Origin of the sequence: Alterinioella nitratireducens (genome assembly GCF_013155465.1) — a bacterium.
In the GTDB taxonomy this organism is placed as follows: Bacteria; Pseudomonadota; Alphaproteobacteria; order Rhodobacterales; family Rhodobacteraceae; genus Alterinioella; species Alterinioella nitratireducens.
On sequence record NZ_JABJVX010000002.1, the window covers coordinates 455,386 to 478,605 of the forward strand.

General features: G+C 66.6%; 30 protein-coding genes. 25 read left to right on the top strand and 5 right to left on the bottom strand.

The window, feature by feature from the left end; all coding sequences use genetic code 11:
* Positions 1-134: 134 nt before the first annotated feature.
* The 10 genes from HNS34_RS05385 to HNS34_RS05430 all read left to right on the top strand — a co-directional run bounded on the left by HNS34_RS05385 (position 135) and on the right by HNS34_RS05430 (position 8,309).
* A complete protein-coding gene (locus HNS34_RS05385; protein ID WP_114965863.1) occupies positions 135-341 on the top strand; it encodes a DUF6511 domain-containing protein in 207 nt (68 codons plus the stop codon).
* Entirely contained in the window at positions 338-739 is a 402-nt protein-coding gene (locus HNS34_RS05390; protein WP_172318769.1) for a hypothetical protein, read from the top strand. The genes HNS34_RS05385 and HNS34_RS05390 overlap by 4 nt, the downstream gene beginning before the upstream one ends.
* A complete protein-coding gene (locus HNS34_RS05395) occupies positions 726-1,493 on the top strand; it encodes a hypothetical protein (protein WP_172318771.1) in 768 nt (255 codons plus the stop codon). Before HNS34_RS05390 ends, HNS34_RS05395 begins: the two co-directional genes overlap by 14 nt.
* On the top strand, positions 1,490-3,763 hold the full coding sequence (locus HNS34_RS05400) for an AAA family ATPase (protein ID WP_172318773.1): 2,274 nt from the start codon (positions 1,490-1,492) through the stop codon (positions 3,761-3,763). The genes HNS34_RS05395 and HNS34_RS05400 overlap by 4 nt, the downstream gene beginning before the upstream one ends.
* A 395-nt stretch (positions 3,764-4,158) precedes the next feature.
* Entirely contained in the window at positions 4,159-4,695 is a 537-nt protein-coding gene (locus tag HNS34_RS05405; protein WP_172318775.1) for a hypothetical protein, read from the top strand.
* Positions 4,692-4,892, top strand: coding sequence for a hypothetical protein (locus HNS34_RS05410; protein WP_172318777.1), 201 nt, complete (start codon positions 4,692-4,694; stop codon positions 4,890-4,892). The genes HNS34_RS05405 and HNS34_RS05410 overlap by 4 nt, the downstream gene beginning before the upstream one ends.
* Positions 4,885-5,313 carry a DUF6362 family protein gene (locus HNS34_RS05415; RefSeq protein WP_172318779.1) on the top strand — a complete coding sequence of 143 codons (429 nt, stop codon included), beginning with the start codon at positions 4,885-4,887 and terminating at the stop codon, positions 5,311-5,313. Before HNS34_RS05410 ends, HNS34_RS05415 begins: the two co-directional genes overlap by 8 nt.
* 460 nt (positions 5,314-5,773) lie before the next feature.
* Positions 5,774-7,096 (top strand): site-specific DNA-methyltransferase, encoded by a 1,323-nt coding sequence (locus HNS34_RS05420; RefSeq protein WP_172318781.1) that lies wholly within the window; start codon positions 5,774-5,776, stop codon positions 7,094-7,096.
* Positions 7,096-8,088 carry a DNA cytosine methyltransferase gene (locus HNS34_RS05425; protein WP_172318783.1) on the top strand — a complete coding sequence of 331 codons (993 nt, stop codon included), beginning with the start codon at positions 7,096-7,098 and terminating at the stop codon, positions 8,086-8,088. Before HNS34_RS05420 ends, HNS34_RS05425 begins: the two co-directional genes overlap by 1 nt.
* Positions 8,085-8,309, top strand: coding sequence for a DUF7220 family protein (locus HNS34_RS05430; protein ID WP_172318785.1), 225 nt, complete (start codon positions 8,085-8,087; stop codon positions 8,307-8,309). Before HNS34_RS05425 ends, HNS34_RS05430 begins: the two co-directional genes overlap by 4 nt.
* Positions 8,310-8,363: 54 nt before the next feature.
* Here HNS34_RS05430 and HNS34_RS05435 read toward each other — a convergent pair whose 3' ends face one another.
* The 4 genes from HNS34_RS05435 to HNS34_RS05450 all read right to left on the bottom strand — a co-directional run bounded on the left by HNS34_RS05435 (position 8,364) and on the right by HNS34_RS05450 (position 9,759).
* A complete protein-coding gene (locus tag HNS34_RS05435) occupies positions 8,364-8,891 on the bottom strand; it encodes a DUF3489 domain-containing protein (RefSeq protein WP_172318787.1) in 528 nt (175 codons plus the stop codon).
* Positions 8,892-8,985: 94 nt separating this feature from the next.
* A complete protein-coding gene (locus HNS34_RS05440) occupies positions 8,986-9,210 on the bottom strand; it encodes a hypothetical protein (RefSeq protein WP_172318789.1) in 225 nt (74 codons plus the stop codon).
* Between the two features lie 111 nt (positions 9,211-9,321).
* Positions 9,322-9,540, bottom strand: coding sequence for a hypothetical protein (locus HNS34_RS05445; protein WP_114965873.1), 219 nt, complete (start codon positions 9,538-9,540; stop codon positions 9,322-9,324).
* Positions 9,541-9,552: 12 nt separating this feature from the next.
* A complete protein-coding gene (locus tag HNS34_RS05450; protein ID WP_172318791.1) occupies positions 9,553-9,759 on the bottom strand; it encodes a DUF6900 domain-containing protein in 207 nt (68 codons plus the stop codon).
* A 110-nt stretch (positions 9,760-9,869) separates the two neighbouring features.
* Between HNS34_RS05450 and HNS34_RS05455 the strand changes: the two genes are divergently transcribed.
* Positions 9,870-10,436, top strand: coding sequence for a hypothetical protein (locus HNS34_RS05455; RefSeq protein WP_172318793.1), 567 nt, complete (start codon positions 9,870-9,872; stop codon positions 10,434-10,436).
* Entirely contained in the window at positions 10,387-12,402 is a 2,016-nt protein-coding gene (locus HNS34_RS05460) for a phage terminase large subunit family protein (RefSeq protein WP_172318795.1), read from the top strand. Before HNS34_RS05455 ends, HNS34_RS05460 begins: the two co-directional genes overlap by 50 nt.
* On the opposite strand, the gene HNS34_RS05465 is transcribed toward HNS34_RS05460, so the two are convergent.
* A complete protein-coding gene (locus tag HNS34_RS05465; RefSeq protein ID WP_172318797.1) occupies positions 12,403-13,017 on the bottom strand; it encodes a plasmid pRiA4b ORF-3 family protein in 615 nt (204 codons plus the stop codon).
* A 47-nt stretch (positions 13,018-13,064) separates the two neighbouring features.
* Here HNS34_RS05465 and HNS34_RS05470 point away from each other — a divergent pair, with 47 nt between their 5' ends.
* The 13 genes from HNS34_RS05470 to HNS34_RS05530 all read left to right on the top strand — a co-directional run bounded on the left by HNS34_RS05470 (position 13,065) and on the right by HNS34_RS05530 (position 23,192).
* Positions 13,065-13,280, top strand: coding sequence for a phage head-tail joining protein (locus tag HNS34_RS05470; protein ID WP_172318799.1), 216 nt, complete (start codon positions 13,065-13,067; stop codon positions 13,278-13,280).
* A 3-nt stretch (positions 13,281-13,283) separates the two neighbouring features.
* On the top strand, positions 13,284-14,762 hold the full coding sequence (locus HNS34_RS05475) for a phage portal protein (RefSeq protein WP_235952621.1): 1,479 nt from the start codon (positions 13,284-13,286) through the stop codon (positions 14,760-14,762).
* A gap of 1 nt (position 14,763) precedes the next feature.
* Positions 14,764-15,762 (top strand): head maturation protease, ClpP-related, encoded by a 999-nt coding sequence (locus tag HNS34_RS05480; RefSeq protein WP_172318801.1) that lies wholly within the window; start codon positions 14,764-14,766, stop codon positions 15,760-15,762.
* Positions 15,763-15,766: 4 nt separating this feature from the next.
* The gene (locus tag HNS34_RS05485) at positions 15,767-16,132 is read left to right on the top strand and encodes a head decoration protein (protein ID WP_172318803.1); all 366 of its coding nucleotides are present in this window, start codon (positions 15,767-15,769) and stop codon (positions 16,130-16,132) included.
* A gap of 45 nt (positions 16,133-16,177) precedes the next feature.
* A complete protein-coding gene (locus tag HNS34_RS05490; RefSeq protein ID WP_172318805.1) occupies positions 16,178-17,191 on the top strand; it encodes a major capsid protein in 1,014 nt (337 codons plus the stop codon).
* Complete coding sequence (locus HNS34_RS05495; protein WP_172318807.1) at positions 17,191-17,502, top strand: head-tail joining protein; 312 nt, start codon at positions 17,191-17,193, stop codon at positions 17,500-17,502. The genes HNS34_RS05490 and HNS34_RS05495 overlap by 1 nt, the downstream gene beginning before the upstream one ends.
* Positions 17,499-18,131 (top strand): DUF6441 family protein, encoded by a 633-nt coding sequence (locus HNS34_RS05500; RefSeq protein WP_172318809.1) that lies wholly within the window; start codon positions 17,499-17,501, stop codon positions 18,129-18,131. Before HNS34_RS05495 ends, HNS34_RS05500 begins: the two co-directional genes overlap by 4 nt.
* A 534-nt stretch (positions 18,132-18,665) precedes the next feature.
* Positions 18,666-19,997: a nucleoside 2-deoxyribosyltransferase gene (locus HNS34_RS05505; RefSeq protein WP_172318811.1), complete on the top strand. Its 1,332-nt coding sequence runs from the start codon at positions 18,666-18,668 to the stop codon at positions 19,995-19,997.
* Complete coding sequence (locus HNS34_RS05510) at positions 19,994-20,614, top strand: 7-cyano-7-deazaguanine synthase (protein ID WP_172318813.1); 621 nt, start codon at positions 19,994-19,996, stop codon at positions 20,612-20,614. The genes HNS34_RS05505 and HNS34_RS05510 overlap by 4 nt, the downstream gene beginning before the upstream one ends.
* On the top strand, positions 20,615-21,292 hold the full coding sequence (locus HNS34_RS05515; protein ID WP_172318815.1) for a DUF8548 family protein: 678 nt from the start codon (positions 20,615-20,617) through the stop codon (positions 21,290-21,292).
* Positions 21,293-21,360: 68 nt separating this feature from the next.
* Positions 21,361-21,780 carry an acyl-CoA transferase gene (locus HNS34_RS05520; RefSeq protein WP_172318817.1) on the top strand — a complete coding sequence of 140 codons (420 nt, stop codon included), beginning with the start codon at positions 21,361-21,363 and terminating at the stop codon, positions 21,778-21,780.
* A 29-nt stretch (positions 21,781-21,809) separates the two neighbouring features.
* Entirely contained in the window at positions 21,810-22,751 is a 942-nt protein-coding gene (locus HNS34_RS05525; RefSeq protein WP_172318819.1) for a phage tail tube protein, read from the top strand.
* 3 nt (positions 22,752-22,754) lie between these two features.
* Entirely contained in the window at positions 22,755-23,192 is a 438-nt protein-coding gene (locus tag HNS34_RS05530; RefSeq protein ID WP_172318821.1) for a phage-derived protein YdaY family protein, read from the top strand.
* Positions 23,193-23,220: the final 28 nt, after the last annotated feature.

Below are 23,220 nucleotides of genomic sequence, written 5' to 3' on the forward strand. Positions count from 1 at the left end.
CTGTATGTGGGCAACTCCCGCGTGGATTTGGCTGGCGCGATCCGGTGCCTTTGAGGCGGCCCCGATCCTCGGTCTGGTTCTGCTCGATGGCCTGCCAGGGCTACTGGACGCGCTCGGCGCGCAGGTGTGTCGGCATGGTTGATCTCACCGAGGAAGAGCGCGCCGCAGTCACCGCGACGATGAAACGCGTGGCGCTGCTGATGGACGAGATCGGCTGGGCCACCCCGCTTGCCGATCTGACCGAGGCGCAGGTGCGCGCACTGATCGAGGAGGCCGTGGAGGGCTTCCGCGAGGCCATGGCCGACCAGGCGCGAGCCAACGAGCCGGAGGTGCCGTTTTGACCAAGCTCTGCACGAAGTGCGGCGTCGAAAAGGACGTCTGCGAGTTCGGCCGCCGACGGCTCAGCCCTGATGGGCGACAGTCCTGGTGCCGGGATTGCCGCCGGGAATACCAGCGTGCCTATGCGCAGAACTTCCGCGATCCCGAAAGGCATCGGGAAGCGCAGCGCCGTTATCGGCTGCGCCACGCTGAAAAGCACAAGGCGCACAGCATCGTCAGGAGCGCCGTCAAGGCGTGCCGGATCATCGTGCCGGTCTGGTGCCAGCGCTGCGGCTGCGTGACCGATCTGGAAGCCCATCACCACGACTATTCCGAGCCGCTCAATGTCGAATGGCTTTGTTCGACCTGCCACGGGCTCGCTCACCGCAGTTACGAAGAGGGTCAGCATGCTGGACTATAACAGCCGCCCCGGCATCGCCGAGCGCATCAACGCGGCCGTGGATGCCGCTCTCGAGGCCGAGCGCGCGGCAACGCCCCCACGCGACTACCTTGGCGGCTCGCGGCTGGGCCACCCCTGCGAACGCGCGTTGCAGTTCGAATTCGTGGGCGCGCCCAGGGACGAGGGCCGGGATTTCACCGGCCAGATGCTGCGCATCTTCGCCATCGGGCATCAGCTCGAGGATCTTGCCATCCGCTGGCTGCGGGCGGCGGGGCTCGATCTCTACACCCGCAAGGGCAATCGCCCCGATGGGGCGCAGTTCGGGTTCAAAGTCGCGGGCGGGCGCATCCGCGGTCATGTCGACGGGATCATCGCCGATGCCCCCGCGGCGCTGGGGCTGCGCATCCCGGCGCTGTGGGAATGCAAGACCATGAACGCGAAGAACTGGCGCGATACGGTCGCCAGGGGCGTGAGTGTCGCCAAGCCGGTCTATGCCGCACAGATCGCGCTGTATCAGGCGTACATGGAAGGGACGGTCCCCGGAATCTCGGCCAGTCCGGCGCTCTTCACGGCGATCAACAAGGACACGGCCGAGCTGCACCACGAGCTGGTGCCCTTCGACGCCGATCTTGCGCAGCGCATGTCGGATCGCGGCGTGCGGATCCTGCGGGCGAGCGATGCGGGCGAGTTGCTGCCGCGCATCGCCCGCAGCCCGGACTTCTTCGAGTGCCGGTTCTGCCCTTGGTCCGAGCGCTGCTGGAGCCTGCCGGCATGAGCGACGACACGATCATCCATTTCAACCCGTGGCGGGATTTCAACGACGCCGCGCCCACACCGGACGCGTTCGGGGTCGAACCCGACCCCGCGCAGATCGCGGCGTTTCTCGATGTGGTCTTCGGCTACTGCGAAGGCCTCATCCCGGTGCGCGGCTTTGTGGACAAGGGGCAGGGCTTCGACGGACGCCCGCACAACATCTGGATCCCGGCGGACGCCACGGCGCCTGAGAAGATGGCGACCTTTGCGAACTGGGCCTGGCGGGAGGGCGCGGCCGTCTATGTGATCCCCGGCACCGTCGCCGCACAGGGCGAAGCGCGCGCGGCCGATGTGCAGCAGATGCAGACCGTCGTCGTCGACCTCGATACCGGCGACATCACCGCCAAGCTCGCGCATCTGCGCCATTATCTGGGTCGCCCCACGCTAGTCGTTGAAAGCGGCGGGCGCACGCCCGAGGGGCGCGACAAGCTGCATGTCTGGTGGCGGCTCAACGAGCCGGTCGAAGGCGCGGATGTGTCCGAGGTCTGCCGGCTGCGCGGCGAGATTGCCGCCAAGGTCGGCGGCGATACGCATTTCCGCTCGGCGCATCAGCCGATCCGTGTGGCGGGCAGCGTCTATCACAAGGGGGGCTTCCAGCGGATCGTCCGGATCGCCGAGCAGGCCGATCACGAGGTCGATCTGGCCGAGTTCGCCGAGGCCGTGGCGGAGATGCCGCCGCTCGACGGCATCGCGCTGCCCACATCCCCTTCCGCCGACAAGCCATCCATCGATGCGGTCCTCACCAACCCCGTCCGCGCGGCCGGTGAGGATGACTGGACCCGATTTCAGGGCGCCAGCGCGGCCATCGGCCACTACCTGCGGCTGGTGCATGAGGGTCGTCTGTCAGGGCCCGAGGGCTGGGAGGCGATCTGCGGCTACAACGCCGCCATGCTGCGCCCGAGCTGGCCGCTCGACCGGCTCCAGCGCGAGACCGAGCGCCTCTGGGCCCTGCATGTCGCGCGCAATGGCCCGGCGCAGGAGGTGCGGCAGGCACCAAGGGTCGAGGCCTTCACGCTGGGCGCGCTGCTTGACGACACAAGCCCCATGCCCGACGACATCATCGCCCCGCGCGTCCTGACGCCGGGCGGGCTGCTGGTGCTGGGCGGGGCGCCCAAGGTCGGCAAGAGCGACTTTCTGATCTCCTGGCTCGTGCACATGGCCGCGGGCGTGCCGTTTCTCGGCTTCATGCCGCCGCGCCCCCTGCGCGTGTTCTACCTGCAGGCAGAGATCCAGTATCACTACCTGCGCGAGCGACTGCAGGCTCTCGGGCTTGAGCCGCATCTGCTGGCAGCGGCGCGTGACGGGTTCGTGGCCACGCCCAAGCTCAAGCTCCTGCTGGACAGCAACGGTCTGCCGAATGTCATCGAGGCGGTGTGCGGCGCCTTTGGCGACCCGCCGGTCGACATTCTCTGCATCGACCCGATCCGCAATCTCTTCGATGGCGGGCCGGACGGCGGCGGCGAGAACGACAACGCCGCGATGATGTTCTTCCTTCAGGAGCGCATCGAGCCGCTGCGCGAAGCGGTCAACCCCGAATGCGGCGTGATCTTGGCCCACCACACGCGCAAGCTCGGCAAGACGCAGTTGCGGGAGGATCCCTTTCTCGCTCTCTCCGGCGCCAGCGCGCTGCGGGGTTTCTACACTTCCGGCCTGATCCTGCATCGCCCGGATGAGGAGCGCCCCGAGCGGCGCCTCGAGATCGAGTTGCGCAACGGGCCGGCGCTGCCCTCGAAGCTGATCGACAAGCGCGCCGGGTGCTGGGTGGAGCTCGACCCTTCCGGCGAACGCATCGTACGGCGCGATTTCGGCGAGAAGCTCGATGCCGAGCGCATGCGCAAGCGCGATGTGATCCTGCAGCTTCTGCTGGACGAGGCCGGGCGCGGCAAGCTCTACACCGCGCTGCAATTCGCCGAGAGCTACGAGAACAAGGCAGGCCTCGGCGGCAAGGACACGATCCGCGACCGCATCAGCGTGCTCGCCACGAAAGGCGATATCAAGTTCGTCCGCGACGGCCGCCCGTTCGGCCTGCCGCGCTCCACCTCCAAGTTCGGCTATCTCTGCGTCGAGGGCATGGTGTTCCCGGCCGACAGCGAGCTTGTCGACCCAGAGACCGGCGAGATCCACCCCGGCGGCATCCCGGTCCTGCCCAGCACCTACAAATGCCCGCAGAGCGGTGCCCCGCTGCCAGTCGAGAACCCCACCGTCTGGGTCTACCCGGAGGGCGAAGCATGATGCATCGGCCCTACGCACAACCGCGCAGGTTCAAGTTGGGAGAGTTGGGAAAATCCTTCCCAACTGGTTGCGCAGGCCCGCGCCGGGCTTCGACGGATCACGCGGATTCAAGTTGGGAAGGGTTTTCCCAACTACCTGCGCACCGCTGCGATGGCGCCCTTCCGGACGCGCAGATTCAAGTTGGGAAAGCATCGCCCGCGCGACGCGTTCCCAACTTGGAATTTCTCATGTTTCGCAGGCTCTTACGGCCCGTTTCAAGTTGTGGGGGTGAAAGCCACCCCCTTCGGGGGTGGGGAGAACGCCGCAAGGCGGGTTCTCCACTCCCACCCCCGGGGGCGTCGCGCGCGCGTGGTGCTGTCCCTGCCTTTCCATCCACCACACGGGAGATGTTCGCCATGAACCTTTCAACTGCTGCAGAACCCATCACCCATGCCTGTCCGGTCAGGGGCACCGGCTCGGCACCGGGCCGCCCCATCCTGGCCCTCGATCTGGGCACCACCACCGGATGGGCGCTCCGCGACGCGGACGGGCTGATCCTCAGCGGCACGGCCAGCTTCCGCCCCGGGCGCTTCGACGGGGGCGGGATGCGCTTCCTGCGCTTCACCAACTGGCTCACCGAGTTCGACCGGCTGAGCGGGCCGATCGCGAGCATCTGGTTCGAGGAGGTCCGCCGACACGCCGCAACCGACGCGGCACATGTCTATGGCGGGCTCATGGCCACGCTCACCTCTTGGGCCGAGCTGCGCGGCGTGCCCTATCAGGGCGTGCCGGTCGGCACCATCAAGCGCCACGCTACCGGCAAGGGCAATGCGAACAAGGACGCCATGATGGCGGCCGCCCGGGCGCGCGGCTTCAGCCCCGCCGATGACAACGAGGCCGATGCTATCGCGATCCTGCTTTGGGCGATCGAGACCGGCGGGGGGCTGCAATGAGGTGGCATCCCAAGGGCTATGGCGGCCAGCGCCGCGATCCCGAACAGGTCAAGCGCGAGGGCTGGCACGAACAGCGCGTGTTGGCCGTCGCACTCGATGACGAACGCCTGACCTGGCCCGAAAGGGAACTGGTCCGGCAACTCGGCGAGAAGCTCTATGGCAGTCCGGCCGCGGGGCAGGGAGGCAGGCATGGATAAGTGGACGCCCTCGCTGGTGGAGGCCCGGCTCGCCGAGGCCGCCTATGTGCTCAAGCGCCTGCCTGAACCCCGGCGCCGGGGGTATTTCAGCACCTGGCCGGAGGTCATTCACAGCTTCGGCGACAAGGTCGGGCAGGAGCCAAGGCCCATGCGCGTGCTGCCCTCGCCGCAGGCGATCAGCCGCATGGAGGAGACGCTGACCTGGACCGCCTGCCTCGACCCCACCGACGGCAAGATCGTCTGGATGAAAGCCTATGGCGAACGGTGGAAGACCATCTGCTGGACCGTCGGGCTTGCGCGCTCGGCCGCCCATCAGCACTGGCTCTACGGGCTTTGTGTCATCTCCCTGCATCTCAACCGGCGGCGGTTCAATCGCAAGCTCTCGAAGCGGCGCGTGATCGAACTGGCCGGTGGCGCGTAATGCTGCGTGCCAGTGGGGAAGATGTGCGGCGGACATTTTTCGCTGAGACAAAAACGGCTCTCCCGGGCTACAAATCAGGTAACCTCGGGAGAGGCGCGCGCGGCGCGGTCCCGAGCAAAACCATCCTTTCGTTGGCGCGGCCGTTAACAAAGGAAAGGCTCTGATCCTTTCCTTGTGGCCTGCGCGACGCCGCCTGACAGCCCCTGCCGCCGAGTTCGCGGTTCCTTCCTGGCGAGATCGTATGCTGGCGGGCTTGGCGCGCAATTTCGCCAGCGACAGGGCCGGATTTCTGGGAAGCCAGCCGGAAGCCGGACACACGCGAGCCCCGCGCCAACCCCAATGAACGCTGGCCTTCGGGCCGGACACCCCGGACGCGCCTGGACCCTGCGTGGAGTCCAGCGCGGCATCCGGTGTCCGGAGTCCAGCCGGTATCCACCATCAAGACGAAAGCCTCTCGCCGATGACCCTCGCCTTCGCACCGGAGCAGATCGAGCAGTGGCCCCTGGCCAGGCTCCAGCCCTACGCGAAGAACGCGAAACTGCACGGGCCCGACCAGGTCGCGAAGATCGCCGCGAGCATGGCCGAGTTCGGCTGGACCGTGCCCTGCCTCGTGGCCGAGGACGGCGAGCTGATCGCGGGCCACGGGCGCGTGCTGGCCGCAACCCAGCTGGGACTGACCGAGGTGCCGGTGATCGTGCTGGGCCACCTGACCGAGGCGCAGCGCCGGGCCTATCGCATCGCGGACAACAAGCTGACGGAACTCGGCAGCTGGGATGAGGCGCTGCTCTCGGCCGAGTTGCAGGACCTGCTGGCAGACGACTACGACCTGTCGCTGGTCGGGTTTTCCGACGGCGAGTTGGACAAGCTGCTAGCTTTCGATCCGGACGAGGGCAGTGAAGAAGAAGGTGGCGCCGGGGGCTCAGTGCCGCCGGTGACCATCCCCGAACCGCCACGTAATCCGGCCTCGCGCACGGGCGATCTCTGGATCCTCGGCGATCACCGACTGCTGTGCGGTGACTCGACATCGCATGACGACGTGCGCCGCCTGATGAACGGCGAGCGGGCGGTGCTGTTCGCGACCGATCCGCCGTACCTCGTGGACTACGACGGCTCGAACCACCCGACGCGGAACAAGGATTGGTCTCAGTCCTATGGCGTCACCTGGGATGACAGCTCGCAGGGCGCCGAACTCTATGACGGCTTCATCGCCGCCGCCGTCGCCGAGGCCATCACCGAGGACGCCGCCTGGTACTGCTGGCACGCGTCGCGCCGTCAGGCGATGCTCGAAGCCTGCTGGGAGAAGGCCGGCGCCTTCGTCCATCAGCAGATCATCTGGGTGAAGGACCGCGGCGTGCTGACCCGGTCGCATTACCTCTGGAAACACGAGCCCTGCTTCATGGGCTGGCGTCGCCCCAACCGCCCGCCGAAGGTGGCCGAGCAGACGCTGCCCTCGACGTGGCAGATGCCGTCCTTCGCGAAGGACGAGCGGCCGGATCATCCTACGCCGAAACCGCTCGACGCCTTCGGTATCCCGATGCGCCAGCATGTGGCGCGCGGCGGCCTCTGCTACGAGCCGTTTTGCGGTTCGGGCTCGCAGATCATGGCGGGCGAGGCCAACGGCCGGCGCGTCTTCGCGATGGAAATCAGCCCGGCCTATGTCGATGTCGCCGTGGAGCGCTGGCAGGCGGAAACAGGGCGCGATGCGATCCTCGACGGGGACGGCCGGACCTTCGCCGAGGTGAAGGTCGAGCGGCTGGGCGATGCAGCTAACGCCGCAGCCTGATGGCCGTCTACTACAACGATGCCGATCCCGCGGCCTGCGGCTGGCTGCGGGAACTGATCGCGGCCGGGCTGCTGCCTGCGGGCGAGGTGGACGGGCGGTCCATCCTCGAGGTGGAGCCCGCCGACCTGCGCGGCTTCGCGCAATGTCATTTCTTCGCCGGGATCGGCGGCTGGCCCTATGCGCTGCGCCTCGCGGGCGTGGGCACGGACATGTCCGTTTGGACCGGCTCGCCGCCCTGCCAGCCCTTCAGCCAGGCCGGGCAGCGCAAGGGACAGGACGATGACCGCCATCTCGCGCCCGCCTTCCTGCGGCTCATTGCAGCGTGCCGCCCGGAACTCGTCTTCGGAGAGCAGGTCGCCAGCGCGGCAGTGCTCGGCCCGTTTGGCGGCCGGGCTCGCACAGCGGCTGCGGGTACGGCTGGCTGGGCGTGGTTCGACGCTCTGGCGGATGCGCTGGAAGCTGCATCTTACGCCGTCGCGGCGGCCGATCTGCCGGCTGCGTGCATCGGTGCGCCGCACATCCGGCAGAGGCTGTTCTTCGGCGCCGTCGCCCTGGAGCGAGGCGCAGGCGGGCTGGGCCACGGCCTCGGCGCGGGATCACAAGGACGGCTCGGAATGCCGGGCGGTGCCGATCAACGCGCTGCTGGGCCGGCAGGTCTGGCTGGCGGGCTGGCCGACGGCGATGGCGGGCTCGCCCGCAACGGAGAGATACAACGCGGCCGGCAACACCGATGCGAGCCGCCGGACGGTGGCGCTGGTGACCTGGACGGACCCGCCGCCGACCCTGCCGGGACCAGCCCGACGCGCGGCGTCTGGAGCGATCCTGACTGGCTCTTCTGCCGGGACGGCCGCTGGCGGCCCGTTGAGCCCGGATCATTCCCGCTGGCTGATGGGATACCCGGCCGAATGGGGCTCCTGCGGGGCTACGGCAATGCGATCGTGCCGCCGCTCGCGGCGGAGTTCGTGACTGCGTTTCTGGAGAGCCTGCGATGAGGCAGAGCCGGATCATGTCCATGGTCGAGGCCGCGACGAATGTTGTCGTCGGCTACGTTCTGGCGATCGCGACACAGATCGTCGTGTTCCCGTGGTTCGGGATCGAGACGGGGCTCGCCGAGCACATGGCAATTGGCCTCGCCTTCGTCGGCGTCTCGTTGGCGCGCGGCTATCTGCTGCGGCGGCTGTTCGAGGCGATCCGGATGCGGAGCGCGGAATGAGAGCCCGCCGCCCGAGCAAGGGCGGCGGAATTGAAGTCGTCGTGCTGCGCGGTGTCAGTCGCTTATGGCGTAGACACGGCCCCTCCCGTCAACCTTCTCGGAGGTGATCGTCAGACCCAGCTTTCTCTTCAGCGCGCCGGAGAGGAAGCCTCTCGTGGTATGTCCGGCCCAGTTCGTGGCGGCCATGATCTCGTCGATGGTGGCACCACTCTCGGCGCGGAGCATTGCGATCACCGCCTCTTGCTTGGTGCCGCTGCGGCGGCGGGCGGGCTCCGGCGCGGCTTCGGTTTCGTGCTGGCTGTTCGTTTCCTCCTCCGGATCATCGGTGATCCCGAGGGTGCTGTAGGCCAGCGGCGTGGCGCGCAGGGTGATCGGCCCGCGAGCCTCGTCGTGCCGCCAGACCGTGTTGAGATCGGTGGCGGCAACCTCCTCGATGAGCCCGCGCTTCAGCAGGCTCTTGCAGACGTTGCCGACGGCGCCGCCCTTGAGGTTGGCGGTGACGGGAAACACCATCCCGTCCGCGCGCGCGCAGGCGGCGGCGAGGATGACGGCTTGCGCGTCGGACAGCTGGATCTGGGTCATGGGGTCGTCTCCGTGTTCGGGGCCGCGACCGTCGCAGCCTTCCTACGACCCCGAGCCGCGCTGGGCGCGGCAGGAGTTCCGGTGGTGCCGAATGTCAGCGGGCGTGCTCGCCCTCGCCGAAGGCGCAGTCAGCGATCTCGCGCAGCTTGGCGCGGTAATGGTTCAGGGTGCCGACGTCGCCCCAGTCGATCTCGTCGGGATGAGTGTCGAAGTGGTCGGCGCTGAGTGCGGTGAGCCGCTCCAGCATCGCGTCGATTTCGAACTTGGCGGCGAGAAAGGCGTCGAGGGCTTTGGAGTTGTCGGTGGCGCGGCGGGTCATGGTGTCTGCTCCGTGGTGAGTTGCATCGTTCTTGTGCAATCAGAATCGCTCTGCGGCGCCCGAAAGTGTAGGCAATTCAGAGCGATATGATTGCACTCTGGCTGATCCCGTTCAGATCAGCTGCAGGCTGGCCAGCATGGTGCTGGCAGCGGCAAGCTGGGTGGTCGGCAGCTCGATCTTGATGTGCGAGATGACGTCCGAGGCCTCGGCCGTGATCCCCTCGTCGCGCAGCGCGGCCTCGATCATGCGGGCGGCAGCGTCCGGGCCCTTGAGGTTCAGCGGGTCCGGCAGCGCGGCGTGATCGATGCGGATGGTGGTGATGGCGGTCATGTGCGTGTCCTTTCAGAGCTGGGTTTCGGCGACGCCTGCGCGGCGCCCGGCCTCATAGGCTTCCGCGAGCGCGTCGCGGATGGCCCAGACGGCGACATCGTGGAAGTCGAGCCGGTCGGAGTTTCGGGTCTCGAGGGTTTCGAGGAAGAAGCGGCGCTGCGCGATCTCCAGGATCAGCGCGTCGCGGGCGGCGGCGGGGTCGGTCTTGCGGCGGGGCATGGCAGGTTCCTCGGGTGCGTTGCATCGTCCTTCTGGAGACACGTTCGCTCTGCCGGCGAGGCTTATCAACTGTATAAGCACATGGTTTTGAATGATAATCGGGGCTGGCCATGCAGGGCGTGAGCGAGCGCCAGTACGCCGCCCATGTGGGGCTGTCGCGGGGCGCGATCCAGAAGGCGAAGTCCGCTGGCCGGCTCGTCCTGCACGCCGATGGCAGCATCGACGCCGCGGCCTCCGACCGGCTGCGGGCGGAGGCGACCGATCCGTCGAAGACGAGGAAGGCGGCTGCGCCGAAAGGGCAGAAGCTGAAGCCCGTGCCGGAGGCAGCGGTCTCCGCCGTCGGCGATACGCTCAAGGAACAAGGCATGGCCGCGCCGGTCGCGGGCGGCGGCACGACCTTCCTGCAGGCCAAGACGGCGCATGAGGTGCTGAAGGCGCAGGAGCGGCGCATCCGGCTCGCGAAGCTGAAGGGCGAACTTGTCGACCGCGACCGCGCCACGTCGCTGGTCTTCCGGCTCGCGCGCGAGGAACGCGACGCATGGGTCAACTGGCCGGCGCGGGTGGCTGCGCTGATGGCGGCGGAGTTGGAAACGGAAACGGCGGCCATGCAGAAGGTTCTGGAGGCCCATGTCCGCGCCCATCTCGAGGAACTCGCCCAGCCCCGGATTGCCCTCTGACGGCAACGCCTCAAGCAGCGAAGCGGTAGGCGAAACCATCACGGCGTTCGACGGCGCCGAGGCGCTGCTGCGGGCCTGGGATCGTGGGCTCACGCCCGATCCCTGGCTGACCGTCTCGGAATGGTCGGACACGCATCGCTGGCTGAGTTCGCGCGCGAGCGCCGAGCCCGGCCGCTACCGGACCGAGCGCACGCCCTACATGCGCGCGATCATGGACGCGCTCTCGCCGGGCGATCCAACGCAGCGCGTGGTGTTCATGAAGGCCGCGCAGGTCGGCGCCACGGAGGCCGGCAACAACTGGATCGGCTTCGTTATACACCACGCGCCGGGGCCGATGCTCGCGGTCCAGCCGACAGTGGAGCTCGCGAAGCGCAACTCGCGCCAGCGGATCGATCCGCTGATCGAGGAGAGCCCGGCGCTGAAGGAGCGCGTGCGCCCGGCGCGGGCGCGCGACAGCGGCAACACGCAGCTGTCGAAGGATTTCCCCGGCGGCGTGCTGGTGATGACGGGCGCCAATTCGGCGGTGGGCCTGCGCTCGATGCCGGCGCGCTACGTGTTCCTCGACGAGGTCGACGCATACCCGGCCTCGGCCGATGAGGAAGGCGATCCGGTCGGGCTCGCCGAGGCGCGCTCGCTGACCTTCGCGCATCGGCGCAAGGTGTTGCTCGTCTCGACGCCCACGATCCGTGGCGTCAGCCGGATCGAGCGTGAATACGAGGCGAGCGACCAGCGCCGCTTCTTCGTGCCGTGTCCGCATTGCGGCCATGCGCAATGGCTGCGTTTCGAGCGGCTGCGCTGGGAGAAGGGTAAACCGGAGACGGCGGCGTACCATTGCGATGCCTGCGAGACACCGATCGAGGAACACCACAAGCCGGCGATGTTGGCCGCGGGCGAATGGCGGGCGACCGCCGAGGCCCGCGATGCGCGCACGGTGGGGTTTCATCTCTCGGCGCTCTATTCGCCGCCGGGGTGGAAGAGCTGGGCAGACATCGCGCGGGACAAGGAGACGGCGGTGGGCTCGGACGAGGCCGAACGGGTGTTCCGCAACACGGTGCTCGGCGAGACCTGGATCGAGACCGGCGATGCGCCGGACTGGCAGCGCATCGCCGAGCGGCGGGAGGACTGGCCCGCTGGCACGGTCCCCGCAGGCGGGCTGTTCCTGACCGCTGGCGTGGACGTGCAGAAGGACCGCATCGAGGTCGATGTCTGGGCCTGGGGTCGCGGCCTGGAAAGCTGGCTCGTCGATCATCTGGTGATCGAGGGCGGGCCGGCGCGGCCAGAGGCGTGGGACGCGCTGACAGATCTTCTGGGGCGGACATGGGACCATGCTTCCGGCCAGCCGATGACGCTGGCGCGGCTCGCCATCGACACGGGCTACGAGACGGCGGCGGTCTATGGCTGGGCGCGCTCGGTCGGCTTCGCGCAGGTCGCGCCGGTCAAGGGGCTCGAGGGCTTCAACCGGGCGAGTCCAGTGTCGGGGCCGACCTATGTGGACGCCACGGCGGGCGGCAAGCGGCTGCGCCGGGGCGCGCGGCTCTGGACGGTGGCGGTATCGACCTTCAAGGCCGAGACCTACCGCTTTCTGCGGCTGACGCGGCCGACAGCGGAAGACCTGCATGATGGCGCGGCGTTCCCGCCCGGCACTATGCATCTGCCTCTCTGGGCCGACAGCGAGTGGATCCGTCAGCTGACGGCCGAGCAACTGGTGACGGTACGCAACCGGCGCGGCTTCGCGCGGCTCGAATGGCAGAAGCTGCGCGAACGCAACGAGGCGCTGGATTGCCGGGTCTATGCCCGCGCTGCAGCCTGGATCGCGGGCGCGGATCGCTGGCCGGAAGCACGGTGGGCGGAGCTGGAGCGGCAACTGGCAGTGGAAACCGCCGCAACTACAAAGGAGGCGCCCGCCGCAGAACCGTCGCGCACCACTGCGCGGCGGCGCAGGGTGCGGTCGAGCTACATGGGGTGATCAACTGGTCTTCTTCATCGCTCGGCTGCGATGCCCGGCCCGGACCCGGCGCCGGAACTCGGCCAGCATGGCGAGGTCGAGTTCGATCTCGCGTCGCTCGATATCCTCGGAATCGAAAGCCCCGCCGGCCCATTCCAGTAGCTCCGCGTGTTGCGGGTGGCGATTGTTGCCAATGGCTTCCAGAAACCCCTCGAAACCGGGGAGCCCTCCAACATCCTCGGGCGGTGCCCGGCGCGCCCCCTCGACAAAGACAGGATAATCCGTATCGGCATCGCTGTCGCGGACACCTTCGATGATCACGCGGTGCCGCCAGTCGTCACCGAAATCGTAGACATAGAGGAAGCGGTCCACGCCGTGGTCGATCAGCTTGTTCAGCCGGATGCCGTTGGCCTTGTAGACCCGGCGCGACGGGCTCTCCATGCCGGGGAGAGGCTCGCCATAGATCCGCTCGCCCACACGAAACTCGTAGAGATGCGCGTATTCCCAGCGCATCACCGCCTGAATGACTTCGTGCAATGTCGCGAGCGTGATGCTGGTCGGCACATCGACGCGCCGCCAAATGCGCGGGGTGATGTCTTCGAGTTCGATCAGCAGTCGGGCGACAGGTTCGGACATTGCTCCTCCGGGCGATCAAGCGACCCCGAGCATAGAAGGCACGCTGCATGGCCACAATCGCCGAGCTGAAATCCCGCCGCGAGGCGCTCCTGGCGCAGCGCTCCTCGGGCGTCGCGCGTGTAAGCTATGACGGCAAGACGGTGGAGTATCGCAGCTTGGCCGAGATCGACCGGGCCATCGAGGCGCTGGATCGCGAGATCGCGGCGGCCGAGGGGCGGCGGATCGTGCGGCAGGTCCGCGTGACGACCAGCAAGGGGCTCTGATCCATGGGGCTGATGGACCTGTTCCGCCGCCGGGCGACCGGCGGCCCATCGAGCATGCGCGCGCGGCTCGAGGGCGCTATGGCGCGCCGCCGACTGCGGGGATGGAACCCACCGCTGGAGAATATCAACGCGCTGGTCGCCTCGGGCGGCCCGCGGCTGCTGGCACGGGCGCGCGAATTGGTCGTCACCAACGGCTACGCGGCGAATGCCTGCGAAGCCTTCGCCGCGAACCTCGTGGGCGACGGGATCAAGCCCTCGTCGCTGATCGAGGATGCGGCCGTGCGGGATCGTGTGCAGCGGCTCTGGCTCGCCTGGACCGACGAGGCGGACGCGGACGGGCTGACCGACTTCTATGGCCTGCAGGCGATGGTGGCGCGCGAGATGTTCGTCGCCGGCGAGTGCTTCGTGCGCCTGCGGCCACGGCGCGCTGAGGACGGGCTGCTGGTCCCGTTCCAGTTGCAGCTTCTGCAATCGGAAATGCTGCCCTTCGAGAAGACCGAGACCGCGGCCAATGGCAACCGCATCCGTTGCGGGATCGAATTCGACCAGATCGGGCGGCGCGCAGCCTATCATTTCCGCCGCAGCCATCCCGGTGACAGCACGGATCGCCGCGTGGCCGTGCCCGAGACCGTGCGCGTGCCCGCCGAGGACGTGCTGCACATCTACCGCCCGCTCGACGCCGGCCAGATCCGCGGCCTGCCGCATGTGGCGCCAGCCATGGTGCGGCTCTTTCTGCTCGACCAGTATGATGATGCGGAACTCGACCGCAAGAAGACCGCGGCGATGTTCGCGGGCTTCATCACCAAGACCGCGCCCGAGGACCCGATGCTGGGCGAGGCCGAGGCGGACCTCGACGGCGCTGCCATCGCGAGCCTTGAACCCGGCACCATGCAGGTGCTGCTGCCGGGCGAGGATGTGAAGTTCTCGAGCCCTGCTGATGTCGGTGGCGGCTATGAGGCGTTCCAGTACCGGACGCTATTGGCCGTCTCGGCCTCGCTGGGGCTGCCCTATCACTTGGTGACCGGCGATGTGCGGCAGGCGAACTATTCCAGCTTGCGCGCGGAACTGGTCGAATTCCGCCGTCGCGTGCAGCAACTTCAGCACGGGGTGATCGCACATCAGCTTTGCCGGCCCATCTGGGCGCGCTGGCTGGACATGGCGCAACTGTCCGGTCGGCTGGACCTCTCCGATCCGGTTGGCGCGCGCGCAGTGCAATGGATCCCGCCGCGCTGGGATTGGGTCGATCCACTGAAGGACATCCAGGCGCAAATCCTCGCCATGGAAGCGGGCATCACCTCGCGGCGCAAGGTGGTCGAGGGCACGGGCTATGACGTCGAGGAAGTCGATCGCGAGAATGCGGTGGACGCCAAACGCGCCGCTGATCTGGGGCTGCACTACCGCACCAGCCCCGGCGAGACCCAAGGCGCGCGGGCCACGCCCGCCACCCGGCCGGACCCCGGGTCCGACACACAGCAGGAGTGAGATGATGAAGAGCTGGTACACGATCCGCGCCCGGGCCTCCGGGGCGGAAGTGCAAATCTATGACGAAATCGGCGCCTATGGCGTCTCGGCCAAGGGATTTCTCGCCGAACTCGGCGCGCTGCCCGAGGACGCCCCCATCGATCTGCGGCTGAACAGCCCCGGCGGCTCGGTCTTCGACGCGGTGGCGATCCACAACGCGCTCACGCGTCACGCGGGCAGCGTCACCGTCTGGATCGATGGCATCGCGGCTTCGGCCGCTTCCTATGTCGCCATGGCGGGCGACGAGATCGTCATCCCCGAAAACGCCTTCCTGATGATCCACGATCCTTCCGGTCTGGTGGTGGGCACGGCTGAAGACATGCGCGAGATGGCCGGCACGCTCGACAAGATCGCCGCCGGCATGATGCGCGGTTACGCGGCCCGCTCCGGCAGGCCCGAGGAAGAGATCGCCGCGCTGATGGCCGCCGAGACCTGGTTCGATGGGGCCGAGGCGCTGGCGGCGGGGCTGGCCACGCGCATGGCCGAGCCTGTGCGCATCGCCGCGAGCTTCGACATCGGTTGCTTCCGGAATGCGCCGCCGGCGCTGATCGAGGCAGTCGAGACTGTGGAGGAGCCCGAGGGCGCGGCGGCGGGCATCGACATCGTTGAAAGCGCCAACGATGTCGCGCCTGCTCCCGATCCCGCGCAGCCGCCCGAGACGGACAATCCGGACGGCACCGTGTCCGGCCTCTCCACGGGCCCGGACCCCGCGGCCATCCGCGCCGAGGCTATCGCGCATGCCCGCGCCGTGATCGATCTCTGCCGCCTGGCGGGCCAGCCGCAGATGGCCGGGCGGTTCCTCGAGGAGGATGCGGGCCTCGATACCGTGCGCGCAAGGCTGCTCGAGGCGCGGGCCGAGGCCGAGCCCGAGATCAGCCCCCATCACCCGCAACCCGGGCGCGGCGCCACGACCCGCCCCTGGGGCGATGTCATCGCCCGCACCTTCAAGCTGAAAGGATAAGCTCATGACCACGTTGGTTGAAGGCAAGCACGCCGGCGGCTTCCTAATCTGGGAAGCCTTCCGCGACTATACCCGCGAGACCATCACCGTCGCCGCTGGCAATCCCGAGCCCGGCACCGTGCTCGGCAAGATCACCGCATCCGGGAACTACGCCCCGCACGATCCTGCCGCCACCGATGGCACCGAAACTGCGGTCGCGGTGCTCTGGGGCAAGGCCGATGCAAGCGTCGGCGCGGTGCCCGCCGTGGCGCTCATTCGCGGCCCTGCCATCGTCAACCGCCATGACCTCGTCTTCGCCGGCACCCCGAGCGAGGGCGAGATCGCCGCCGCCCATGCCGCGCTTCTCGAGGCCGGCATCCTGGTGCGCTGATCCCGCGCACCGCTTCACCCCCATCCCCGATACGGAGGCATTCCCATGGCCACCATGGACATCTTCGAAGGCGATGCCTTCACCATCGTCGAGCTGACCCGCGCGCTCGAAAACATCCCCTACAAGCCCGCCATCCTGTCGGGCTCGGGGCTCTTCGGCACCCGCGGCGTGCGCACGCGCACCGTCATGATCGAAAGCCGCGACGGCACGCTCTCGCTGATCCCCTTCTCCGAGCGCGGATCGGCCTACGAGAGCCAGATCCCCGAGCGCCGCGAGATGCGGGCGTTTGTGTGCCGCCAATTCAAGAAGCAGGACGTGCTCTGGGCCTCGGAAATCCAGGCGGTGCGCGACTTCGGCTCGGAAACTGCCGTGCAGCAGCTGCAGGAGGAAATCGCGCGCAAGATGCGGACCCTGCGCAACGACGCCGAGGCGACCTTCGAGTTCCACCTCTTCAACGGCATCCAGGGCGTGGTGAAGGACCCGCGCGACGGCGCCACGGTGATCGACTACTACAGCGAGTTCAACATCACGCCCGCGGCCGAGGTGGACTTCGACCTCGACAACCAGTCCCCGGCCTCGGGTGCGCTCCGCAAGCGCTGCCAGGCGATGATCGAGAGCGTCGAGGACAGCCTTGGCGGGCTCGCGGCCGGTCAGGTGCAGCTGCGCGCCGAATGCGGCTCGGCCTTCTTCGCCGATCTCGTGGCCCACAAGGAGGTACGCGAGACTTATCTCAACACTGCCGCCGCCGCTGATCTACGCGGGCGCGTGGGCGAGGAGGTCAGCTTCGGTGGCATCACCTTCCGGCGCTACCGGGGTGGCCTCGGTTTCGGCGTGCCGACCGACAAGGCGTATTTCTACCCCGAGGGCGTCGAGGGGCTCTTCGAGATCTACCACGCCCCGGCCGATACCTTCGAGACGGTCAATACCGTCGGCCTGCCGCTCTATGCGCGCATGATCCCCGATCGTGACCGCGACGAATGGGTGCGCCTCGAGATCGAGTCGAACCCGCTGCCGATCTGCACCCGCCCGCAGGTGCTGCGCAGCGCGCGGCGGACGTGATGACCGCGCTCAACACGGCGCTGGACGCGTTGTTTGCCGACAGCAACATCGCGCGGGACGCCGTCTACATCGCCGAGGGCGGCACACCCCAGCTCGTCCGCGTGGTCTCCCGCCGCGCGGACGAGGTCACCGGCTTCGGTGGCGCGCGGCTCTGGTCGGAGACCACCCGCGTCGACCTGCGCGTGGCCGAGGTTCCGAACCCGCGCTCCGGCGACCGCGTCGAGATCGAGGGTGACGCGTTTCTCATCCAGGGAGAGCCCATGCGCGATAGCGAGCGGTTGATCTGGACCGTGGACCTGCGCCCGGCATGAAGCTGCAACTCGACATCACCCCCGATCTGGTTGCCGCCATGGCCGCCGAGATCAAGGCGGGCGAACGCGCTGTCAGCGCCGCCACGCGCGAGGCCGGGAACACCCTCAAGGCTGCCTGGCGCGCGCAGATCATGGGCGCGGGGCTCGGCCAGCGCCTTGCCCGCTCGATCCGGAGCCAGACCTATCCGCAGGGGCGTCAGAGCCTGAACGCCGCCGCGCTGGTCTGGTCGAAAGCGCCGGTGATCGTCGGCGCGCATGATACCGGGCCGCTGATCCGCTCGCGAAATGGCTTCTGGCTGGCGATCCCGACCGAGGCGGCCGGGCGCGGCCTGCGTGGCGGCAAGATTACTCCCGGCGAATGGGAGCGCCGCACCGGCCTGCGCCTGCGCTTCGTCTATCGCCGCCGCGGTCCGAGCCTGCTCGTTGCCGAGGGCCGGCTGAATACGAAGGGTCGCGCGGTGGCATCGCGCTCAAAAACCGGGCGTGGTCGAACCACAGTGCCGATCTTCCTGCTGGTGCCGCAGGTCAAGTTGCCTAAGCGGCTGGATCTGGCGCAGGATGCTGGCAAGGCCCATGGCAGCGTGCCGGGGTTGATTGTGGCGAAGTGGGTGGAGGGACGGTTGGGATAAAGCCGGCGACAATGGAGTAAACCGTTGTTCGTTGCGCGCACTAAACCTTCGTGCCTTTATCTTCGCGCTCGCCGAAGTTTTCATTTATGGCTTGCAACACCAGATCAACTGAAAGACCATCGCGAGAACACAAAATGCTGATTTGAGGGATGGTATGGGTAGCACTGGCTCTGGAAGCTTCTCCGACTACCCCGGCTCGCGTCCCAAAGAGGGGGGCGAGGGAGCCGGGGGTGGCGGCGCAAGTGGTGAAGACCGCTGCGCTCGGGCATTCTCCTGCGCCCTCGAAGAGGTTGAGCAGTGTGACTACTTCTCCTCAAGCGGCGGCGTTCCTCCGGCCAACACGGCGCTAACCATCGAGCAGCGTGGCAGGTTGTTCGCAGTCGACGCGAGCGGCCAAACCGTGGGGGCGCTGCCAACCAGCTTCAACTATCTCGCAGACTGCGTGGTTGCGGGCTTCACCTATGAGGGGCGCGTCAACTCCTCGGCATCGGCTCCCGTTGCATCGGTCAACGTGGACTTCGCGCCGCGGGCGCCATGAGTCCTAGGCAAGACCTTCTGCTGGTCGGCGAGGTCTACGTAGATTTCACCCTGCCGAAGGCAGGTGCTGAAAGTAAGCTACGGCTTGGCGGCATCGTTCACGCGGCCCGCGGACTGTGGGCAATAGACACGAACTTTTCCGTGGCTGCTGCATGCCCCGGCTATCTGGTCGATCAGGCGCGAGCCTACCTCAAACGTTTGGGATGCAGCGAATTCATCTGGCTGGCAGAGGTCAACGGCGCGCCCAACGTCATGGCCATTGGCGATCCGACCGAACTCGCGGACCAAGCATATCAAGACATCCTGAGGGACGAAAAATCCGTCGAATACCGCGGTGAAGTTGACGCACTAAAGACCTTCAAGACCTGTCTGATTTTCCCTGGAAAGTACGATCTCACGGTCCTGAGGTCCCTACTTGCCGAGGATGTTCAGGCAAGTTTCGATATCGCCTATGATCTTCCGGACCTTCAATCGCTCTCATCATTCAAGGGAAATATTGCCGCCGTAGTGACTTCTACATCGTCTCCAATGTTCCTGGAAAAAGCGTCAGAGGATATGTCCAGCCTGCTGGCTGATCTGCGCGATCTGTCGCCGCAAGCCATTCTTCTGAAGGAAAATCGCGGCGGCAGCCGTGTGTTTGATCTTCGCGGTGATGAAGTCGACGAGATTCCGGCGCTCCTCGGCGAAACCGTCAACTCGGTCGGTGTCGGTGACGTGTATTCAGCTGTTTTCGCGTCCATGCTGGGTGGGGCCGTCTTTGATGCCGGATGGAAGGCAGCGCGCGCTGCAACGTGTTATGCCCAGACGACCTACCCGGACGACTTCAAAAGAGATGTCCAGCGCAGCCTTGCGCTCTCTGTCGATCAAATGCGCGGCCTAGGCGGAACAGTTCTGCCCTGGCATGCCCGGCCAGCCTTCCAGATATACTTCGCCGCTCCCGATTTTTCCTACGTCGACCGCACGCACCTCGAAGAAGCACTTCGGGCGCTCGCCTATCATAATTTTCGGCTTCGCCGCCCGGTACAAGAGAACGGAGAGCTAACCCCGCAAAGCTCGATGCATGAAATGCGAGCCGCATATCTGGGTGATTTGGGTCTTCTCAAGGAGTGTGATCTTGTCTTCGCACTCCCTCTGGAGCGCGATCCCGGCACACTCGTTGAAATCGGACTGGCTCTTGCACTGAAGAAGCCCGTAATCACCTATGATCCGCTCGCAGAGAATACCAACACCATGGTGATGGCGGGTAGCACGGTCTATTCGACCAAGCTCGATAGCTGCCTGAACGGCCTATTCGATGTTATGTCGAGACTAAGGGCGACGCGCTCATGAAGCAGGCTGTCGTCATGGTCTCGGGCGGCCTCGACTCAACGACGGTCTGCTATCTGCTGGTCAACGAGGGGACAGAGGTTCATCCCATCTTCTTCGACTACGGCCAACACTGTGCCGAGACAGAATGGGCGAAGGTGCAGGAAGTCCTCCCGCAGGAGGCGATGCCGCCGGCGCGGCTGAATATCTCGGACATCTTCAAGGGCTCGCCATCACGGATGATCCTGGAAGCGGACCTTTGGAAGGAAGCCGTCTCTGATGATGACCTGTACCTTCCGTACCGGACGATGCTGTTCTTCGCTGTGGCCGCGGCTCGTGCGCAGACGCTTCGGATCCTCGACGTGTATTCGGGCTTCATCAACAGCAATCATGCCAAGGAGATAGACTGCAGCACCGAGTTCATGAACGGCCTTGAAGAGCTTTCCCGTGGCGTCGGTGCCGTGCGCTTCCATGCGCCCTTCCGCGAAAAGACCAAGGCCGACGTCGTCCGACAAGCGCTGGAGCTTGGCGTACCTATCGGCCGAACCTTCTCTTGTCAGGCGTCAAGTTCCTTTCCTTGCGGGGCCTGCCCCAACTGCGTAGAGAGGCTGAATGCCTTGGCAGAAGCTGGCATCGCGTAGATGGGAAAAATAGAAGTGGCGGAAAACCTGAACAATTCAGACGCTTTGTATGCCGCCCGGCGCATTGCCGACCATGCTGTTCGGACCGGTGTTCTGGGATCGCGCATCTCTTGCAGACCCGTCTATCAGCACATGGGCGCGGTACTTGCTGACTCGGTCCTACAAGCCGGGCTGAACTACGCAAAAGTTGTGAAGCCCCGCATTGCCACTATTCTTAGAACCTTTCCGCACGCCACAACCATGAACATATTGATGGGGGTGATCGAGCAAGAGGGAAGCCCAAAGTTCCTGCAATGGGAGCATCGGGAGAAGGTGTCACGCTTTGACAATCTAGTCGACTTCATGGCCGAGGCGGAAATTGACAGCACATCCGAGTTGAGCAGAGCGCTACGGGACAAGAGCTTTCGGATGGATATCCGGCAAGTGAGAGGTGTCGGCCCAAAAACCGTTGATTACATGGCCTGCCTGGTGGGTGTGGATTGCATCGCTGTAGATCGCCACATCCGGGGCTTTGCTGAGCTCGTGGGATTGGAGGACGACAGCTACGATTATCTTCGCGAAGTGTTTAGTTTTGCGGCGGACTTGTTATCCATCTCTCGACGTGAATTCGATGCGAGTATCTGGCGCTATCAGTCAGAACAAACCGCTCGACAACTATCACTTGAGTTCATGCAGTAGCGCATGGTGTCAGCGCCTGGCTAAGCGTGTGGTTGGGATCAAGCCGCACCTCAACTTCGGAATTCCAGATGCCCACCCCTCGCGAAACCATCCTCGCCGCGCTGCACGCGCGGCTCTTGGCGCTGCCCGCCATCGCCCTGCGGGGCGAGGTGCTGCCCGAGCGCGTGCCGGCCGAGGGCCTGCTGATCCTGCGTGATGGCGAGCCGGGTGAGCCGGACGTCACGCTGTCGCCGCTCGCCTACCACTACCAGCACCGCGCCGAGATCGAGGCGGTGGTCCAAGGCGCGGCGCGTGATGCCGCGTTCGACACGCTGTCCGCCAGCATCGGGGCTGCGCTCTCCGCCGACCGCACGCTGGGCGGGCGCTGCGACTGGGTCGAAGCCGAAGCCCCGCGACCGGTTGATCTGCCCATCGAAGGAGCCGCCAGTCTGAAGGCAGCAGTCATCCCGATCATCCTGCATTATTCGACGGCCGATCCCCTGGCCTGACCCCAACAGACAATCCGAGGAGACACGACATGGCACGAGCCCAGGGGGCGCGGGCGCAGATGGCGCTTGCGTTCGAGACGACATATGGCACCCCGCCCGCCAGCGGTTTTGTGCGGATGCCCTTCGCCACCGCGACGCTGGGGGCGGAACAACCGCTTCTGAACAGCGAGCTTCTGGGCTATGGCCGCGATCCCCTGCCGCCGATCAAGGATGCGGTGACCGCCGATGGCAATGTCGTTGTGCCCATCGACGCGCAGGGTTTCGGCTTTTGGCTCAAGGCGGCGTTCGGGCAGCCGGTCACGACTGGCGCGGATGCGCCCTACACGCACGAGTTCCGCTCGGGAAACTGGACGCTGCCCAGTATGGCCATCGAGACCGGCATGCCGGAAGTGCCGCGCTTTGCGCTGTATTCCGGCTGCGTGCTCGACACGCTCAGCTGGCAGATGCAACGCTCGGGGCTGCTGACGGCAACCGCCAGCCTGGTGGCGCAGGGCGAAACCACCGCCGCGGCGTCTGCTGCTGGCACGCTGGCGGACCTCGCCCTGCAGCGCTTCGGCCATTTCAACGGCGCGATCACGCGCGATGGCCAGCCCCTTGGCAACATCGTCTCGGCCGAGATCACCTATGCCAACAATCTCGACCGGGTGGAAACCATCCGGTCGGACGGGCGCATCGATGGCGCCGACCCTTCCATCGCCGCGCTGACCGGCCGGATCGAGGTGCGTTTTGCCGATCAGGTGCTGGTGAACCAAGCAATCAACGGCGATCCCTGCGAGATGAGTTTCGCCTACACCCTGCCCTCGGGCGAGAGCCTCACGCTGACGGCGCATGCGGTCTATCTGCCGCGACCACGCATCGAGATCGCGGGGCCGCAAGGGGTGCAGGCGACCTTCGACTGGCAGGCCGCGCGTGACGCCACGTTGGGCCGCATGTGCACCGTCACCCTGATCAACGCTATCGAGGAATACTGATCCATGCTGCGTCTGAACCTCGCCCGTGAGCCGCACTGGCTCGATCTCGGCCTCGGCGTGCGCGTGCGGGTCGAGCCGCTGACCACTGCACTGATGGTGGCCGCCCGCAGCGATCCAGCCGTGCGCGGGTTGCCGGAAGGCACCAGCGACGACGAGATCGCCGTGGTCTTCGGCAAGGCGCTGGCCGAACGTGCCATCCTTGATTGGGACGGCGTCGGCGATGCGGAGGGCAATCCCACGCCGATAACGCCCGAGGGCATCGCCGCGCTCCTCGATATCTGGCCCATCTTCGAGCGCTTCCAGATGGGCTATGTCGCCAAGGGGCTGGAGCTGGAAGCGGAAAAAAACGCCTCCGCGCCCTCGCCGACTGGGTCTGGGGCGGGGGCGAAAGCTATTGCAGGGCGTGCGAAGGCACCTGCCCGGATTGCCCGCAAATCCTGAACGCACCGCGCACGCTCGAGGGCTGGCA

Bases quoted from the DNA above. Each gene is read 5' to 3' on its own strand.
- HNS34_RS05415 (WP_172318779.1), top strand. From the start codon at position 4,885: ATGGATAAGTGGACGCCCTCGCTGGTGGAGGCCCGGCTCGCCGAGGCC.
- HNS34_RS05515 (WP_172318815.1), top strand. From the start codon at position 20,615: ATGGGAAAAATAGAAGTGGCGGAAAACCTGAACAATTCAGACGCTTTG.
- HNS34_RS05450 (WP_172318791.1), bottom strand. From the start codon at position 9,759: ATGCCCCGCCGCAAGACCGACCCCGCCGCCGCCCGCGACGCGCTGATC.
- HNS34_RS05445 (WP_114965873.1), bottom strand. From the start codon at position 9,540: ATGACCGCCATCACCACCATCCGCATCGATCACGCCGCGCTGCCGGAC.
- HNS34_RS05465 (WP_172318797.1), bottom strand. From the start codon at position 13,017: ATGTCCGAACCTGTCGCCCGACTGCTGATCGAACTCGAAGACATCACC.
- HNS34_RS05435 (WP_172318787.1), bottom strand. From the start codon at position 8,891: ATGACCCAGATCCAGCTGTCCGACGCGCAAGCCGTCATCCTCGCCGCC.
- HNS34_RS05525 (WP_172318819.1), top strand. From the start codon at position 21,810: ATGGCACGAGCCCAGGGGGCGCGGGCGCAGATGGCGCTTGCGTTCGAG.
- HNS34_RS05455 (WP_172318793.1), top strand. From the start codon at position 9,870: ATGCAGGGCGTGAGCGAGCGCCAGTACGCCGCCCATGTGGGGCTGTCG.
- HNS34_RS05405 (WP_172318775.1), top strand. From the start codon at position 4,159: ATGAACCTTTCAACTGCTGCAGAACCCATCACCCATGCCTGTCCGGTC.
- HNS34_RS05505 (WP_172318811.1), top strand. From the start codon at position 18,666: ATGAGTCCTAGGCAAGACCTTCTGCTGGTCGGCGAGGTCTACGTAGAT.
- HNS34_RS05480 (WP_172318801.1), top strand. From the start codon at position 14,764: ATGATGAAGAGCTGGTACACGATCCGCGCCCGGGCCTCCGGGGCGGAA.
- HNS34_RS05510 (WP_172318813.1), top strand. From the start codon at position 19,994: ATGAAGCAGGCTGTCGTCATGGTCTCGGGCGGCCTCGACTCAACGACG.
- HNS34_RS05530 (WP_172318821.1), top strand. From the start codon at position 22,755: ATGCTGCGTCTGAACCTCGCCCGTGAGCCGCACTGGCTCGATCTCGGC.
- HNS34_RS05400 (WP_172318773.1), top strand. From the start codon at position 1,490: ATGAGCGACGACACGATCATCCATTTCAACCCGTGGCGGGATTTCAAC.
- HNS34_RS05430 (WP_172318785.1), top strand. From the start codon at position 8,085: ATGAGGCAGAGCCGGATCATGTCCATGGTCGAGGCCGCGACGAATGTT.
- HNS34_RS05500 (WP_172318809.1), top strand. From the start codon at position 17,499: ATGAAGCTGCAACTCGACATCACCCCCGATCTGGTTGCCGCCATGGCC.
- HNS34_RS05495 (WP_172318807.1), top strand. From the start codon at position 17,191: ATGACCGCGCTCAACACGGCGCTGGACGCGTTGTTTGCCGACAGCAAC.
- HNS34_RS05470 (WP_172318799.1), top strand. From the start codon at position 13,065: ATGGCCACAATCGCCGAGCTGAAATCCCGCCGCGAGGCGCTCCTGGCG.
- HNS34_RS05475 (WP_235952621.1), top strand. From the start codon at position 13,284: ATGGGGCTGATGGACCTGTTCCGCCGCCGGGCGACCGGCGGCCCATCG.
- HNS34_RS05395 (WP_172318771.1), top strand. From the start codon at position 726: ATGCTGGACTATAACAGCCGCCCCGGCATCGCCGAGCGCATCAACGCG.
- HNS34_RS05440 (WP_172318789.1), bottom strand. From the start codon at position 9,210: ATGACCCGCCGCGCCACCGACAACTCCAAAGCCCTCGACGCCTTTCTC.
- HNS34_RS05425 (WP_172318783.1), top strand. From the start codon at position 7,096: ATGGCCGTCTACTACAACGATGCCGATCCCGCGGCCTGCGGCTGGCTG.
- HNS34_RS05420 (WP_172318781.1), top strand. From the start codon at position 5,774: ATGACCCTCGCCTTCGCACCGGAGCAGATCGAGCAGTGGCCCCTGGCC.
- HNS34_RS05520 (WP_172318817.1), top strand. From the start codon at position 21,361: ATGCCCACCCCTCGCGAAACCATCCTCGCCGCGCTGCACGCGCGGCTC.
- HNS34_RS05385 (WP_114965863.1), top strand. From the start codon at position 135: ATGGTTGATCTCACCGAGGAAGAGCGCGCCGCAGTCACCGCGACGATG.
- HNS34_RS05485 (WP_172318803.1), top strand. From the start codon at position 15,767: ATGACCACGTTGGTTGAAGGCAAGCACGCCGGCGGCTTCCTAATCTGG.
- HNS34_RS05490 (WP_172318805.1), top strand. From the start codon at position 16,178: ATGGCCACCATGGACATCTTCGAAGGCGATGCCTTCACCATCGTCGAG.
- HNS34_RS05460 (WP_172318795.1), top strand. From the start codon at position 10,387: ATGTCCGCGCCCATCTCGAGGAACTCGCCCAGCCCCGGATTGCCCTCT.
- HNS34_RS05410 (WP_172318777.1), top strand. From the start codon at position 4,692: ATGAGGTGGCATCCCAAGGGCTATGGCGGCCAGCGCCGCGATCCCGAA.